This is a genomic window from Actinokineospora inagensis DSM 44258, from assembly GCF_000482865.1.
Classification (GTDB): Bacteria; Actinomycetota; Actinomycetes; order Mycobacteriales; family Pseudonocardiaceae; genus Actinokineospora; species Actinokineospora inagensis.
The window spans coordinates 96,573-112,130 of the sequence record NZ_AXWW01000027.1; the positions used below are offsets into that span (position 1 = coordinate 96,573).

At 69.2% G+C, this 15,558-nt stretch carries 12 protein-coding genes; 4 read left to right on the top strand and 8 right to left on the bottom strand.

Annotated features, from left to right (window positions below):
* Positions 1–58: 58 nt before the first annotated feature.
* Both bagA and bagB read left to right on the top strand, forming a co-directional pair.
* Positions 59–1,063: an ATPase BagA gene (gene bagA, locus H504_RS0111815; protein ID WP_026422929.1), complete on the top strand. Its 1,005-nt coding sequence runs from the start codon at positions 59–61 to the stop codon at positions 1,061–1,063.
* Positions 1,060–2,184 carry an ATPase BagB gene (gene bagB / locus H504_RS0111820; protein WP_035304073.1) on the top strand — a complete coding sequence of 375 codons (1,125 nt, stop codon included), beginning with the start codon at positions 1,060–1,062 and terminating at the stop codon, positions 2,182–2,184. Before bagA ends, bagB begins: the two co-directional genes overlap by 4 nt.
* A gap of 1,166 nt (positions 2,185–3,350) precedes the next feature.
* Here bagB and H504_RS0111830 read toward each other — a convergent pair.
* Positions 3,351–3,662: a WhiB family transcriptional regulator gene (locus H504_RS0111830; protein ID WP_026422931.1), complete on the bottom strand. Its 312-nt coding sequence runs from the start codon at positions 3,660–3,662 to the stop codon at positions 3,351–3,353.
* 252 nt (positions 3,663–3,914) lie between these two features.
* On the opposite strand from H504_RS0111830, the gene H504_RS0111835 reads away from it, so the two are divergent.
* A complete protein-coding gene (locus H504_RS0111835) occupies positions 3,915–6,392 on the top strand; it encodes a penicillin-binding protein (protein ID WP_026422932.1) in 2,478 nt (825 codons plus the stop codon).
* A 41-nt stretch (positions 6,393–6,433) separates the two neighbouring features.
* On the opposite strand, the gene H504_RS0111840 is transcribed toward H504_RS0111835, so the two are convergent.
* Positions 6,434–7,222 (bottom strand): MBL fold metallo-hydrolase, encoded by a 789-nt coding sequence (locus tag H504_RS0111840; RefSeq protein ID WP_026422933.1) that lies wholly within the window; start codon positions 7,220–7,222, stop codon positions 6,434–6,436.
* Between the two features lie 80 nt (positions 7,223–7,302).
* Here H504_RS0111840 and H504_RS0111845 point away from each other — a divergent pair, with 80 nt between their 5' ends.
* Entirely contained in the window at positions 7,303–8,088 is a 786-nt protein-coding gene (locus tag H504_RS0111845; protein ID WP_035304111.1) for an NUDIX hydrolase, read from the top strand.
* Positions 8,089–8,150: 62 nt separating this feature from the next.
* On the opposite strand, the gene H504_RS0111850 is transcribed toward H504_RS0111845, so the two are convergent.
* The 6 genes from H504_RS0111850 to H504_RS0111875 form a co-directional block, all read right to left on the bottom strand.
* Positions 8,151–9,197 carry an ABC transporter ATP-binding protein gene (locus H504_RS0111850; protein WP_035304114.1) on the bottom strand — a complete coding sequence of 349 codons (1,047 nt, stop codon included), beginning with the start codon at positions 9,195–9,197 and terminating at the stop codon, positions 8,151–8,153.
* An 11-nt stretch (positions 9,198–9,208) separates the two neighbouring features.
* Positions 9,209–10,288, bottom strand: a complete 1,080-nt coding sequence (locus tag H504_RS0111855) for an ABC transporter ATP-binding protein (RefSeq protein ID WP_026422936.1) — start codon at positions 10,286–10,288, stop codon at positions 9,209–9,211.
* Positions 10,285–11,298, bottom strand: coding sequence for an ABC transporter permease (locus tag H504_RS0111860; protein ID WP_026422937.1), 1,014 nt, complete (start codon positions 11,296–11,298; stop codon positions 10,285–10,287). Before H504_RS0111860 ends, H504_RS0111855 begins: the two co-directional genes overlap by 4 nt.
* 94 nt (positions 11,299–11,392) lie before the next feature.
* On the bottom strand, positions 11,393–13,162 hold the full coding sequence (locus tag H504_RS0111865; RefSeq protein ID WP_026422938.1) for an ABC transporter substrate-binding protein: 1,770 nt from the start codon (positions 13,160–13,162) through the stop codon (positions 11,393–11,395).
* Between the two features lie 52 nt (positions 13,163–13,214).
* On the bottom strand, positions 13,215–14,219 hold the full coding sequence (locus H504_RS0111870) for an ABC transporter permease (RefSeq protein WP_026422939.1): 1,005 nt from the start codon (positions 14,217–14,219) through the stop codon (positions 13,215–13,217).
* 309 nt (positions 14,220–14,528) lie between these two features.
* The gene (locus H504_RS0111875) at positions 14,529–15,077 is read right to left on the bottom strand and encodes a uridine kinase family protein (RefSeq protein WP_425394054.1); all 549 of its coding nucleotides are present in this window, start codon (positions 15,075–15,077) and stop codon (positions 14,529–14,531) included.
* Between the last annotated feature and the right edge of the window lie 481 nt (positions 15,078–15,558).

A 15,558-nucleotide genomic window follows, 5' to 3' on the forward strand; every position in this document is an offset into this window, starting at 1 on the left:
CGGTGATCACCCGCCACTCGGGCGGCGGCCGGGGCAACCGGGCATTTACGCTGAAATGGTGACCACCCCCGTCGTCGGTTGGACCGAGCAGATCGCGCGTGCCCGGCTGCACGTGGTGACCGGCAAGGGTGGCACCGGGAAGTCCACTGTGGCGGGCGCGCTGGCCCTGGCGCTGGCGACCGGCGGCAGGCGGGTGCTCATCGTCGAGGTGGAGGGTCGACAGGGGGTGGCCCAGTTGTTCGACACGCCGCCGCTGCCGTACTCGGAGGAGAAGGTGGCCTCCGCGCCGGGCGGGGGTGAGGTGCGGGCGCTGCACATCGACGTGGAGGCGGCGCTGCTGGAGTACCTGTCGATGTTCTACAACCTGGGCTTCGCGGGCCGCACGCTGCGCAAGATGGGCGCGATCGAGTTCGCCACCACGCTGGCGCCGGGCCTGCGGGACGTGCTGCTCACCGGAAAGATCAAGGAGTGCGTGACCCGCACCGACGACTCCGGCAGGCACGTGTACGACGCGGTGGTGGTGGACGCGCCGCCGACCGGTCGGATCGTGAAGTTCCTCGACGTCACCAAGGCCATGGCGGACCTGGCGAAGGTGGGCCCGATCAAGGGGCAGAGCGACGGGGTGGTCCGGCTGGTGCACTCCGGTGACACGGCCGTGCACCTGGTGACGCTGCTGGAAGAGATGCCGGTGCGGGAGACCATCGAGGCCGTGGAGGAGCTCGACGGCGCGGACCTGCGGCCGGGGGCGATCCTGCTGAACCGGGTCCGCCCGCCGCGGCTGCCCGCGCGGTCGGTCACCGCCGCCGCCGACGGCGAGGTCGACGCGTCGCGGGTCCGGGAAGACCTGCGCGCGGCCGGGCTGGACCTGTCCGACGCCGATGTGGACGGTCTGGTCGAGGAGACGGTCGAGCACGCCATCCGGGTCCACGCCGAGCAGCGGGCGCGGGCGCAGTTGGCCGAGATCGACCTGCCCGCGGTGGAGCTGCCGGAACAGGTGGACGGCATCGACGTCGGCACGCTCTACGAGCTGGCGGAGGCCCTGGTGGACCAGGGGGTCAGGTGAGCACCCTGGACGTCGACGGGCTCATCGACGACCCGGACACCCGGGTGATCGTCTGCTGCGGCTCGGGCGGTGTGGGCAAGACCACGACGGCCGCCGCCATCGCCGTGCGGGCCGCCGAGCGCGGTCGTACCGCGGTCGTGCTGACCATCGACCCGGCGCGCAGGCTGGCGCAGGCCCTCGGCCTGGCCGAACTGGGCAACGTGCCGCGCAAGGTCACCGTGCCCGGGTTCGACCCCAAGGGCGAGCTCAGCGCGATGATGCTGGACATGCGCCGCACGTTCGACGACATGGTGCGCGCGCACGCGGGCCCGAAGCGGGCGGAGGAGGTGCTGGCGAACCCGTTCTACCGGACCATCTCGTCGTCGTTCTCCGGCACGCAGGAGTACATGGCGATGGAGAAGCTGGGCCAGTTGGTCGCCGCCGGGACGTGGGACCTGATCGTGGTGGACACCCCGCCGTCCCGCTCCGCGCTGGACTTCCTGGACGCCCCGCAGCGCCTGTCCACCGCGCTCGACGGCCGGATGATCAAGCTGCTGACCGGTCCGGCCCGCGCGGGCGGCTGGGGCATCCGCAAGGTGGTCAGCGCCGGTTTCGGCCTGTTCGCCAAGGCCGTCTCGACCATCGTCGGCGGCCAACTCCTCGCCGACGCGTCCGCGTTCGTCCAAGCCTTCGACGGTATGTTCGGCGGCTTCCGCGAACGTGCGCGACGTACGTACGAGTTGCTCCGCTCATCGGGTACGGCTTTCGTGGTGGTCGCCGCCCCCGAACCGGACGCCCTGCGCGAAGCGGGCTACTTCGTGCAACGCCTCGCCAGCGAATCCATGCCCCTGGCGGGCCTGGTCGTCAACCGCACCCACCCCGTCCTGGCCACCCTCCCCGCCCCCAAAGCCCTCGGCGCCGCCGCCAACCTCGAAGCCACCGGCAACGCCCCCCTGGCCGCCGCCGTCCTCCGCCTCCACGCCGACCGGGTCGCCCTGGCCCAACGCGAAAACCGCCTGGTCGCCCGCTTCACCAAGGCCCACCCCGCCGTCGCCCAGATCCACGTCCCCGCCATGGCCGCCGACGTCCACGACCTCGCAGGCCTCCGCCACATCGGCAACCGCCTCACCCACACCCCCTAACCGCCCTCTTACCCCACCCCCTCCGGGCGCAGCCCGGCCCCCACCCTTCCCGGGGGGCGTCCCCGAGGCCAGTCTACCGGGTTGACGAGCTGGGGGAAGGGGGCGCGAAAAGCTGGGGATGGGCGCGGGCGGTGTGGATAACTTGGCGCGGTGAATGGGCTTGGCGCGGTGGATGGCTTGACGTTGCGGGCGGCCCGGCGCAAGACAGTGGCTTGACGCGATGGGTGACCAGGCGCAAGTGAGTGGCTTGACGCTGCGGGCGGCCCGGCGCAAGTGAGTGGCTTGACGCTGTCGGTGACCTGGCGCAAGTGAGTGGCTGACGCCATGGGCAGCCCGGCGCTCTAGGTGCCTCGGCGCTGTGAGACGGCTTTGTGCGGCAGACGGCTCGATGCGGCGGATGACTTGGGCTGTAGACGGCTTGCGCAGTGAACGACTCAGCGCGGCGGACGGCTTGGGGTGGGTGGTTTCGACGTGGCGGACAGCCTGACGCGGCGGTGACTTCGACGCGGTGGATGACGTGGCGCAGTGGATGGACTCGGCCCTGCAGATAGCTCGGCCCTGCAGATAGCTTGGCGCGGTGGGTGGCTTGGGGTGTGTGTGCAGGTCGAGGAGGTCTGTCGGATGGAGCGGCGGGAGGGCGCGTGTGCGAGCCGCCCGCCGTCGAGGGCTGCTGGGAAGCGCCGGTGAGCAGGTCAGGGCGCCCATCAGTCGGGCGATGAGGGAAGCACAGGCGGAGCCACCCAGCGGACGCACATGGCACGAAAGCACCAGGGCGGACACGCGGGCCAAGACCATCTGCCTGCCGGACAACGAGGAGCACACACGCCGGAGCCGCCCACCCGAGCTAACCATGGGGTGAAGGCAGCGAGGTTGGCCGCCGCCAGTCAGGCGGCGAGGGACGCGTACGTCGCAGCCACCCACCGGACGAACACGGCGGACACGCAGGCCAAGTTCATCGCCGGTCGGGGCCACGACGAGAAGCCACTCACAGAGCGGGGCAGCCAAGGTCGCGGGGCCGAGTAGGCCAGAACACAGCCAACCGGACGGCCGGTGAACAGGTCCCGCGCGAATACCGCGATCGACCCGGCCGGGAGTCGATCGCGGTCAGGGCACGCCGGGCACTGCTCGCGGTGGTCGGGGACCCCGCGAGGGGTGTGCCGCGCAGGTCAGCCGACCTGGGCGTCCACGTCGTCGTAGGTGTGTCGGCGGCGGGCGTCGGCGAGGAGGTCTCGCCAAGAGACGACCTCTGGCCTGCGGCGGAGCAGGGCGCGGCGTTCCCGTTCGGTCATGCCGCCCCAGACGCCGAACTCGATTCGGTTGTCGAGTGCCTCGGCCAGGCACTCGGTGCGGACCGGGCACGCGATGCAGACCATTTTGGCCTTGCGCTGCTCGGCTCCCCGGACGAATAGCCCGTCGGGGTCCTCGTCCTGGCACATGGCCCGGACCCGCCAGTCGGCCTGCTGAGCTTCGAGATGCATATCCCCCACCCCTGTCGTCGTCGCGACCCGTGAACCCGGTACCCCCCGGTACCGGTGCCTTCCAGTTCCACCCGCGGAGCTGTTCGGCGCTGTCGTGAGACGTTGACGAACTTTACTGTGTCCCGGTTCCATCGAAAACGCCGGTGCGCCGAGGTGTTACAGAAAGTCAATACGCCAGGTGGTGTCGTCCGAAGGGCACTGGGCGTGACGCCTCACCGGTGGTCCGACCGGGTCACGCGTAGGCTGGGGGCCGTGCGCGTGGGAGACAGCCTGCTGAAACTGCTCGGCCTCTGCCTGCTCGCGGGCGTGTTGGTGGCCGGGATGCTCTTCCCGGTCGTCGGCGCGCTGGGGGTGGCGTCGAACCGGGGCAGTGACACGATCGACAGCGTGTCGGCGGACCTGGCGTCGACCCCGCTGCCGTTGATGACGACCATCACCGACAGCGCGGGCAACCCGATCGCGTCGCTGTACGACCAGTACCGCATCCCGGCGACCGCGGACCAGATCTCGCCGACGATGAAGGCGGCGTTGATCTCGGTGGAGGACCGCCGGTTCTACGAGCACCACGGGGTGGACTGGAAGGGCACGATCCGCGCGGCGATCTCCAACCAGAGCGGTGGGGACACCCAGGGCGCGTCGACGCTGACCCAGCAGTACGTGAAGAACTACCTGATCAACGTTGTCAACCGGGACAACAAGTCGGAGCAGACCAAGGCCCAGGAGCAGACCATCGCGCGCAAGTTGCGCGAGGCGCGGATCGCCATCCAGCTCGAGCAGAAGATGAGCAAGGAGGAGATCCTCACCGGTTACCTGAACGTGGTCGAGTTCGCCTACGAGATCTACGGGATCGGCGCGGCGGCGAACGCCTACTTCGGGACGACCCCGGACAAGTTGACCGTTGCGCAGTCGGCGCTGCTGGCGGGCGCGGTGAACAACCCGGTGCTCTACAACCCGTGGCGCAAGCCCGCGGAGACGCTTGCCCGGCGCAATTTCGTGATCGACAAGATGGTGGAGAACCAGAAGCTGTCGCCGGACGCGGCCGCCGCGGCGAAGAAGGAGCCGCTTGGCATCCTGCCGCAGCCGCGCAAGCCCGCCGCGAACTGCGTCGGCGCGGGCCCGATGTACGGCTTCTACTGCCAGTACGTGCTCGAGTACCTGGAGAAGCTGGGCTTCACCGACGACCAGATCAAGACCGGCGGCTACACGATCAAGACCAGCTTCGACGCCCGCGCCACCCAGTTGGCCAAGCAGGCGGCCGAGGCGGAGGTGCCCAAGACGCAGCCGGGGATCGCGAACACGATGGCGATCGTGGCGCCGGGCAAGGAGAGGCACCAGGTGCTGGCGCTCGTCGCCAACCGGGACTACGGGCTGAACCCGGCCGCGGGCCAGACCACGTACGGCCTGCCCAGCCGGGTGGCGAACAACTTCGGCGCCGGTTCCATCTTCAAGATCTTCACCTCGGCCGCCTACCTGGAGAAGGGCGGCGGCATCAACAACATCGTGGACGTGCCGGACACCTACACGTCCAGCGTCTTCGTCGGTGGCGGGGAAAGCTGCCCGCGCACGCCCGCGACCAACGACGGCAACACGCACTTCTACTGCCTGAAGAACGCGGGCAAGTACCAGGACAAGATGACCTTGCAGAACGCGCTGGCGACCTCCCCGAACACGGCGTTCGTGAAGTTGGAGGAGCGCGTGGGCATGGGTCCGGTGGTCGACATGGCCAGCCGGTTGGGGCTGCGCGACACGATGGCGGTCAGCAACGCGGGCACCCCGCCGGACCCGGCGGCGAAGGACCCGAAGCGGTCGCTGACCCAGTCCGACTTCTTCAAGCCGTCGGGCAACGGCGCGGGCAACGCGTCGTTCACCCTGGGTCCCGGCCCGGTGAGCACGCTGGAACTGGCGAACGTGGGCGCGACGCTGATGAGCGGCGGCACCTGGTGCCCGCCGTCGCCGCTGGTCGAGGTGCTCGACCGGGACGGCAAGAAGATCGACGTCAACGAGGCCCCGTGTGAGCAGGCGGTGGCGGAGCCGCTGGCGAACACCCTGGTCACCGGCCTGTCCCAGGACGACATCGTGTCCGGCGGCACCTCGCGGCAGGCCGCGCAGAACGTGGGCTGGAACCGGCCGATCCTGGGCAAGACCGGCACCACGCAGGAGCACAAGTCGGCCGGGTTCCTCGGCGCGACCCCGCAGTACTCGGCGGCGGTGCTGACCTTCAACGACGGCCCGGCGCCGAAGGGCATCTGCGACACCGACCCGCCCCGGCTGTGCGCGGAGGGCAACATCTACGGCGGCAAGGTCCCGGCGCGGACCTGGTTCGCGATGATGTCGCAGTACATGGCGGGGATGCCGGTGCTGCCGCTGCCGCCGACCGACCCCAGGTACATCGACGGCGGCGCGGACATCCAGGTGCCGGACGTGGTGAACCTGAGCCAGGACGACGCCCGCGCCCGGTTGGAGGGCGCCGGGTACAAGGTGGTCGTCAACGACCGCAACGACGCCCGCAAGAAGGGGACCGTCATCGGCCAGTCGCCGCGCGGCGCGGCGCTGCCCGGCGAGACGATCACCCTGCAGGTCAGCACGGGCTACGTCCCGCCGCCGCAGACCTCGGACCAGCCGACGCCGCCGTCGACCGGCACCGACCCCGGACCGGGTGGCGGTGGTCAGGACCCGGGGAACCCGGGTGGCCAGAGCCCGCCGTTCACGATCATCCCGCCCGCCCCGTAGCCGACGAGCCCGCCGGACCACCTGGCCCGGCGGGCTTCGTCTCACCGGCCGCGCAGGTAGGCCAACTGCGCCTGGACCGACCACTCGGCGGGCCCCCACAGGGACTTGTCCACATCGGCGTACACGATCTCGACGATCTGGCGCGGCGTGGCGTCCGGTCCGATGTGGGCAAGGGCGGCGCGGATCTGGTCGAGTCGCTGTTCCCGGTGGGCGAGGTACTCCCGTGCCACGCCAACGAGATCGGGGAGTTCCGGGCCGTGTCCCGGTAGGACGGCGGTGTTCGGCGCGCGCCCGGCGAGCGTGCGCAAGGCGTCCAGGTACGCGCCGAGCTGACCGTCCGGCGGTGCGATGACGGTGGTGCCGCGACCCAGGATCGTGTCCCCGGTGAGCACGGCCGACTGTCCATTGTGGTCGATCGCGAAGCAGACCGAGTCGCTGGAGTGGCCGGGGGTGTGCAGGACTTCGAGGTCCAACCCGGCGAGGGTGAGCGTGTCACCGTCGCGCAGCGGGCCCTCGCCGTGGCACAGGGCCTGGTCGAACGCCCGCACGGGCGCGTTCGCCTTGTCCGCCAACCACTTCGCCCCGCCGACGTGGTCCTCGTGGTGGTGAGTGATCAACACGGCCTCGATGGGGCCCGCGGCCGCGAGGACCCGCTCCAGGTGCGGGATGTCCAGCTCGCCGGGGTCGACAACGGCAGTATGGGTGGAGTCCGGGGCACGCAGCAGCCAGGTGTTGGTTCCGTCCAGTGTCAACGGACCGGGGTTGTCCTCCAGGAGAACACTCGCGAACGGGGTGACCTGCCGCGCGACGCCGTAAGCCGGGTGGGTCATCAGCACTCCGTTGGGTCAGGGTCCGGTACCGCGACAGTAACCCGGATAGGGTCGGGCCCGTGCCCGAGTTGCCTGAGGAGATGGTCCTGCCGGAGGGGTTCGTCCTGCCGGAGGTGCCCGACCCGCCCGTCACCCCCAAGGACGCCGCCACCGTCATGTTGGTGCGCGACGGCTTGACCGGCCTGGAGGTCTTCCTCCTCCGCCGCGTCCTGGGCATGGCCTTCGCGGGCGGGATGACCGTCTTCCCCGGCGGCGGCGTGGACCCCCGCGACGCCGACACGACCATCCGCTGGCACGGTGAACCCGCCGACTGGTGGGCCACCCGGTTCGGCTGCGCCGAGTCGCTGGCCCGTTCCCTGGTGTGCGCGGCGGTCCGGGAGACGTACGAGGAATCGGGCGTCCTCTTGGCTGGCCCGGACGGCGACAGCATCGTGTCGGACACGCGTCCCTACCACTCCGCACGCCAAGACCTCGTCGACCGGAAGTACTCCTTCGCCGAGTTCCTCGGCACGCACGACCTCGTCCTGCGGGCCGACCTGCTGCGCCCCTGGTCCAACTGGGTCACTCCCGAACCGGAGCCCCGCCGCTACGACACGCGCTTCTTCCTCGCCGCGCTGCCCGCCGGGCAGGTCGCGGACGGCGCGACCACCGAGGCGGACGACGCGGCCTGGCAACAGCCCAACACCGCCATCGCCGACTGGCGTTCCGGCACCCGCTCCCTCATGCCGCCCACCTGGATGACCCTCACCGAACTGTCCCAACACCCCGACGTCGCCTCGGCCATGGCCTCGTCCCGAACCATCAGCAAGGTCCTGCCGAAACTCGTCCGCGAGGGCGGCAAGATCCGGGTCACCCTCGACACGTGATCAGTCCTGTGAATGCGAACGGGGTCCACGCGAACGCGCGGACCCCGTTGCCAAGCCGGTGTTCAGCCCACCGGGCTGGTCGTCACCTTGTCCTTGTTCTCCGGGAAGTGGCAAGCGGCCTGGTGGCCTGGTGCCAAGTCGACCAGCAGGGGTTCCTTGGTCTTGCACACTTCCTGCGCCTTCCAGCACCGCGTGTGGAAGCGGCAGCCGGACGGCGGGTTGATCGGGCTCGGGACGTCGCCCTGGAGCCGGATCCGCTCGCGGTTCTCCCGGCGGGCGGTGTCCGGGATCGGGACGGCGGACAGCAGGGCCACGGTGTACGGGTGCATGGGGCGCTCGTACAGGGCGGTGCGGTCGGCGACCTCCATGATCTTGCCCAGGTACATGACCGCGACCCGGTCCGACACGTGCCGCACGACCGAGAGGTCGTGGGCGATCATGACGTAGGTCAGGTCGAACTCGTTCTGCAGGTCTTCGAGCAGGTTGACGACCTGGGCCTGGATGGACACGTCGAGCGCGGAGACCGGCTCGTCGGCCACGATCAGCTTCGGCCGCAGGGCCAGCGTGCGGGCGATGCCGATGCGCTGGCGCTGGCCGCCGGAGAACTCGTGCGGGTAGCGGTTGTAGTGCTCGGGGTTGAGGCCGACCAGTTCCAGCAGGTCCTGGACCGCGCGCTTGACGCCGTGCTCGGTCTTGACGTTCTGCAGCCGGAACGGGGCGCCGACGATGGTGCCGACGGTGTGCCGGGGGTTCAGCGACGAGTACGGGTCCTGGAAGATCATCTGGATGTCGCGGCGCAGCGGGCGCATCGAACCCATGGACAGGTGGGTGATGTCCCGCCCGTCCAGGGTGATCTTGCCGCCGGTCGGCTCGATGAGCCGGGTCAGCAGCCGACCCGTCGTCGTCTTGCCGCAGCCGGACTCGCCGACCAGCGACAGCGTCTCGCCGCGCCGCACGGAGAAGGTCAGGCCGTCGACCGCCTGCACCGCGCCGACCTGGCGCTGCAGCAGGCCGCGCCGGATCGGGAAGTGCTTCTGCAGGTCGGTGGCGACGAGCAGGTCGTCGCCGACGCGGCGGTCGGCCGCCGCGGATTCGGTCTTGGTGCTCACGGCGTCCTCACTCACAGCTTCGGCCTGATCTCGGTGTCCCAGATGCGCTGCCGTTCCTCGGCGGGGAGGTGGCAGGCGATGTGGTGGCCACCGCCGATGTCGCGGAACTCGGGGCGCACCGTGAAGCTCAGGTCGCCGTTGGTGCCCGCGTAGGAGCACCGGGGGTTGAACGGGCACCCCTCCGGCACGTTGATCAGGCTGGGCGGCGTGCCCTTGATCGGCTGCAGCCGCTCGGTGCGCTCCCGGTCCAGCCGGGGCATCGACCCGAGCAGACCCCAGGTGTACGGGTGCTGCGGGGAGTTGAAGATGTCCGCGGCGGTGCTGTACTCCACGGCGCGACCGGCGTACATGACCATGATGTCGTCGGCCAACTCCGCCACCACACCAAGGTCGTGGGTGATGATGATGACCGCCGAGTTGAACTCCGCCTGCAGGTCCCGGATCAGGTCCAGGATCTGCGCCTGCACCGTCACGTCCAGCGCGGTGGTCGGCTCGTCGGCGATCAGCAGCTCCGGGTCGCAGGACAGCGCCATCGCGATCATCGCGCGCTGCCGCATGCCACCGGAGAACTGGTGCGGGTAGTCGTCCACCCTGGACTTCGGGTTCGGGATGCCGACCCGGTCCAGCAGGTCGATGGCGTGCTTGCGGGCGACCGCCTTGGTGACCTTGTTGTGCACCCGGTAGGCCTCCACGATCTGGTTGCCCACCGTGTAGAACGGGTGCATCGCGGACAGCGGGTCCTGGAAGATCATCGCCATCCGCTTGCCGCGCAACTGGCGGACCTGGTCCGGCGGCAGGTCGACCAGGTCCTGGCCGTCCAGCAGGATCTCACCGGTGATCTTGGCGGTACCGCGCTTGTGCAAGCCCATGATCGACAGGCTGGTCACGCTCTTGCCGGACCCCGACTCGCCGACGATGCCGAGGGTCTTGCCCCGGTCGACGGAGAAGGACAGGTTGTCGACCGACTTGACCACGCCGTCGTCGGTCGGGAAGTGCACCCGCAGTTCGCGGACCCGCAGGAACGGCGCACCACTCGCGGCGGGCCGGTTCGCGGCGGCCGCGGCGAGGTTGTCTTCGGAACTCTGGCTCACTTTGCGCGCACCCTCGGGTCGACGACGGCGTACAGGAGGTCAACGACCAGGTTGGCGATGACCACGAAGAAGGCGGCCAGAATCGTCACGCCCATCACCTTGGGCAGGTCGTAGTTGGTGATGCCGTCGATGGCGTACTTGCCCAGACCCTGCAGCGAGAACGCGCTCTCGGTGAGGATCGCGCCGCCGAGCAGCAGACCGACGTCCAGGCCGAAGATGGTCAGGATCGGGGTCAGCGCGCCGCGCAGGCCGTGCCGGACGACGACGGTCCGCTCGCGCAGGCCCTTGGCCCTGGCGGTGCGGATGAAGTCCTCGTTCATCGTCTCCAGCATCCCGGCCCTGGTGAGCCGCGCGTACTGGGCGGAGAACAGCAGCGCCAGCGTGATCCACGGCAGCAGCAGGTCGTAGGCCCACTCGCCGGGGTTGTCCAGGAACGGGGTGTACGAGCCGCCGACCGCGGTCCAGCCCAGGTTGTAGCTGAAGATCGACAGCGACAGCAGGCCGGTGAAGAAGATCGGCAGCGACACACCCGCCAGCGACACGCCCATCGCGGCGCGGTCGAAGATGGTGCCCTTGCGCAGCGCGGAGATGGTGCCGACCGCGACCCCGCCGAGCAGCCACAGGATGGCGGCGCCGATGGCCAGCGACAGGGTGACCGGCAACCGGTCCAACAGGTCGGGCCACACCGGCTGGTGGTTGCGGAAGGAGTAGCCGAGGCACGGTGCCGGGCAGTGCTCGACGCCGCTGCCGTAGCTGTAGTCGGCGCCCGCGAAGATGCCCTTCACCCATTCCCAGTACTGCTGGTAGATGGGGTCGTAGAAGCCCAGGCGCTGCGCGGTCTCCCGCACGGTGTCGGCCGTGGCGGCCCGGCCGACGTAACGGGTCGCCAGGGTCTCCGGCGTCGCGCCGACCAGCTTGGGCATCAGGAAGAAGATCGCGAACGTCACGGCGCTGACGACGAACAGCAGCACTACGGCCGCGAAAAGCCGCCGGATGATGTATGTGATCACAGTGGCCGGCACCGGAGACAGGCCCGGGAGATCGTCCCGGGCCTGTCTCCTGTCGCCTTCACCTACCTAACGTCAACTCACCGGGGAGGAGGTTTTACGCGACACCGAGGGACAGGTAGTCGTACTGCCCGAAGGCCTGCGAGACGAAGACGTTGGTCAGCTTCTTCGGCCGCACCAGCAGCGCCTTGGCGTGCACGCCGGGCAGGACCACGGCCTCCTCCATGACGCGCTTGTCGATCGCGCCCCAGTCGGCCTCGCGCTTGGCCTTGTCGGTCTCACCGATGGCGTCGTCGAGCATCTTGTCGACCTCGGGGATGCGCACGGAGGTGTTCGACGAACCACCGGTCTCCCGAATGACCCGCGAGTCGACGATCTGGGACAGGAAGCCGAAGCCGTCCGGCCAGTCCGCCTGCCACCCGTTGAGCACCAGGCCCAGCTTGTTCGCCTTGACGTACGGCGGGTTGCCCGCGAACTGGGAGAAGTAGTCACCCTGCGGGAACGCCTTCAGGGTCAGCTTGATGCCCGCCCGCTGCAGCGCCTGCTGCAGGGCCTCGGCCGCGGCCTTCTCCTTGGGGCGCTCGGCGCGGTAGGAGATGTTGGTCTCGAAACCGTTGGGCTGCCCGCACTCCTGCAGCTTCTGCTTCGCCTTGTCGACGTCGCCCTTGTTGTCCGGACCGGCCGGGTACAGGTTGAAGTTGGTGGCACCCGGGATCTGCGGCGGCAGCAGCGTGGTCCCGATGTCGCCACCGGAGAACGCGCCGCCGTAAGCGGTCTGGTAGGCGGTGCGGTCGGTCGCGTACTCCACGGCCTCGCGGCAAGCCTTGTTGTCCAGCGGCGGGACGGTCGGGTTGATGCTGGTGTACCACGTGCGCGCGGCGGACGGGTTGTCCGCGTTGGCCTTCAGCGCCGGGTCGCCGAGCACGCGGCTCAGCGAGGCGGGCTGCACACCGGTGCCGGTCACGTCGATGTCCAGGTCACCGTTGATGACGCGGTTGTCGATGTCGTCGGCGTTGACGTTCATGGAAACGTCGTACTCGTCCGGCAGGGCCTTGCGGTTCGGGTCCGTCGACTGGTCCCACTGGTCGTTGCGGACCAGGGTGAAGCCCTTGTCGATCTCGTTCTTGGCGAACTTGTACGGGCCGGTGGCGACCACGTGCTCCTTGTACTTCGCGCCGGTGTCCTTGGCCTGCGGCACGGGGGCCGTCTGCGGCATCTGGGCGAAGTAGTCGAAACCACCGAAGGCCTGCTTCAGGTGGAAGACGATGGTCTGGTCGTCCGGGGTCTGGATCGCCGAGTCGGTGTTGATGTCCGGCGTCTTGAACGGACCCTTGTAACCGGCGGGCAGGTTCAGGTAGCCCTCGAAGTACGCCGGGCCGTTCGGGAAGGTCACCTTGTCGGTCGACCGCAGGACGGCGTACTTGACGTCCTTCGAGGTCACCGCGGAGCCGTCTTCGAACTTGATGCCCTTGCGCAGCTTGTAGGTCCAGGTCTTGCCGCCGTCGCTGGGCTGGCCGAGGCTCTCGGCGAGGTCCGGCACCAGCTCGGAGGAACCGTTGCCCGCGGCGGGCTTGAACATCACCAGCGAGCGGGTGTAGAGCCGGATGAAGTTCCACGAGTACCCGTAGTAGGTCTCGCCGGGGTCGAGCGAGTCCCAGGTACCCGCGTTCGCGACCCGGATCGTCCCGCCCTTCTTGTCCGAGGGGTTGAAGACGCTGTTCAGGGCTGCGTTGAAGGCCGGGGTGTTTGTGCCCCCGCTGCCCCCGGAGCCGCCGCCGTTGGAGCTCGATCCGCCACCACAGGCGGACAGCCCCATGACGACAGCCGCGCCCGCGGCAACCGCGGTAATAAAGCGCTTGCTGTTCATTGTGCTGTTGCACCCTTTCTTCCAGGAGCAATTCCGGGACTTTTGGTCACACCTATCGGGCACGGGGGTCGAGCGCGTCGCGCAGGCCATCGCCGAACAGGTTGAACGCGAGCACGGTCACGAAGATGGCGAGACCGGGCCAGAGCATGAAGTGCGGCATCGTGTAGAAACGCGACGCGTCCGAGAGCATGCCGCCCCAGGTCGCGGTGGGCGCGTTGATGCCGACACCGAGGAACGACAACGCCGACTCGAACAGGATGTTGGTCGGGATCAGCAGTGTCGCGTACACCAGGATCGGCGCGAACAGGTTCGGCAGCAGCTCGCGGAACAGGATGTACGGACCACGCGCGCCCAGGCTGCGGGCGGCGTCGACGAACTCCCGTTCGCGCAGCGACAGCGTCTGCCCGCGCACGATCCGGCCGATGTAGGGCCAGTTGAAGAAACCGATGATGAAGATCAGCAGACCGATCCGCACCATCTCCGGGGACAACCCGAACACGTTGTCGGGCAGCACACCGACCAGCGCCATCGCGAACACCAGCAGCGGGAAGGCGAGGAACACGTCCATCGCCCGGCTGATCAGGGTGTCCACCCAACCGCCGAAGTACCCGGCGATGATGCCCATCGTGGTGCCGATGGCCACCGACACGAGGGTGGCCAGGCTGGCGATCAGCAGCGAGATCCACGACCCGGCGAAGATGCGGGCCAGGATGTCCCGGCCGTTCACCGGTTCGATGCCCAGCGGGTGCGCGCCGCTCATACCGCCGAGCGCGCCCTTCGGGGCCAGCGTGCCGTTCTCGGTGTCGATCAGGTCCTGGTGGAACTCGTTGGGGTGAACCACATCGAACACCCGGTCCGCCAGCAGAGCCGCGATCGCCACCAGCACCAGCAGGACGATGACCACGGCACCGGCCATGGCGACCTTGTCGCGCTTGAGGCGCAGCCAGGCGATCTGGCCGAGCGAGCGGCCCTGGATCGCCTTCTTGGGCATGCCCTGCAGCGCGGCCTCCGGGTCCGCGTCCGCGGCTGATCCGGTGACCTCGGGGGGAGCCGTCATGCCGCCATCCGTCCCAGTCCGGGCGTCTGCGCGACAAGTCGCGGGCAGCGGTCAACGCCGCCCGGTCGACCAAGTCGCGCGGATCGCTGGTAAGCCATCACGCACTCCTCGTGTCCGGTCTCACTGTCTCCGGGATCTCACCGTGTGGTGGCCGACCATAGCCGTTCAGGTCTGCATCCCTTAGCTACGGGAGGTCACGATCCGGCCAACTGCTATACACGGAATCACCAGTTCGCGACGGAAATGACACGCACAGTGACAATTGGCCGAAACTTGTCCGCTGAACGGACGGATGACGGCAGTGAGCGGTCACACAGTTACTCGTACCGACGCCCTCGTCACCGTGCGGTCCACCCCGTACCAACCGGCCTCGAAGTCCTGCCACCGCCGCAGTTCCACCCGGGACTCCGCGCCATCGCGCGCCACCGTCCGGCGCAGCCGCTCGGCCGGATCGGGCAGATCGCACCAGACCAACACGGACAGTCGCGAAGCCACCGCCCGCCGCCCCGCCGAAACCCCCTCCACCAGCAGGATTCCGACGGGCTCGACGTCAATCCAGTCCCCCGGCTCCGGCACCCCGTTCACCCAGCGTATCCGCCGGTACCGCCCCGCCCGCCCCACCGACAACGGCTTGAGCACCCCGTCGACTAATCGCGGCCACCAGCCAACCGGATCGTCCCAAGTGGCGAAGTCATCGGTCGGCACCAAAGCCGCGCCCGGCAACCGCCCCACCAACCGCCGGGCGAACGTACTCTTCCCCGACCCCGACGGCCCCTCCACCGCCACCAACCGCACCCGCCCCAACCGCGCGGGCGCCGCCTCGACCAGCCGAACAACCCCATCGACCACACTGTTCACCCACCCAGTCTGATCGCCCCCCGACCCGGTCGCCTCCCCCGCCACACGTTGCCCACCAACCTTTCACCCATCCCGGTTGCGATCCCCCAGGCGTGATCGCCCTTGCGGTTCCGCTCCCGAATGCCCTGGCCTGGCCGCCATCCGGTGGTGTTCCGGCCGCCTGCCTGTGCGGTCTCCGCCTGACTTTTCCGCTGCCGCTGCTGTGTTTTCCCGGCTTCCGGCCCGCGTGGTTCTCCGGTGGGTGCGGTTTCCCGGCCTCCGCCAGATATCTCTTGTGGCACAACCATTCGCGCCGCACCCGCTGACCACGGGCAGCAACCTCTCAACCTGACCAGCGGCAAACCCAGTCCCACCAACCAAAGCCACCACCATCCCGGCGGCTCCGCCCCAAGCCCAAGCCCAAGCCCAAGCCCAAGCCCAAGCCCAAGCCCAAGCCCAAGCCCAAGCCCAAGCCCAAGCCCAAGCCCAAGCCCAAGCCCAA

Excerpts from the sequence above, each read along its gene's own strand:
- H504_RS0111830 (WP_026422931.1), bottom strand. The coding sequence starts at position 3,662 with ATGCATCTCGAAGCTCAGCAGGCCGACTGGCGGGTCCGGGCCATGTGC.
- H504_RS0111840 (WP_026422933.1), bottom strand. The coding sequence starts at position 7,222 with ATGACCCACCCGGCTTACGGCGTCGCGCGGCAGGTCACCCCGTTCGCG.
- H504_RS0111845 (WP_035304111.1), top strand. The coding sequence starts at position 7,303 with ATGGTCCTGCCGGAGGGGTTCGTCCTGCCGGAGGTGCCCGACCCGCCC.
- H504_RS0111865 (WP_026422938.1), bottom strand. The coding sequence starts at position 13,162 with ATGAACAGCAAGCGCTTTATTACCGCGGTTGCCGCGGGCGCGGCTGTC.
- H504_RS0111870 (WP_026422939.1), bottom strand. The coding sequence starts at position 14,219 with ATGACGGCTCCCCCCGAGGTCACCGGATCAGCCGCGGACGCGGACCCG.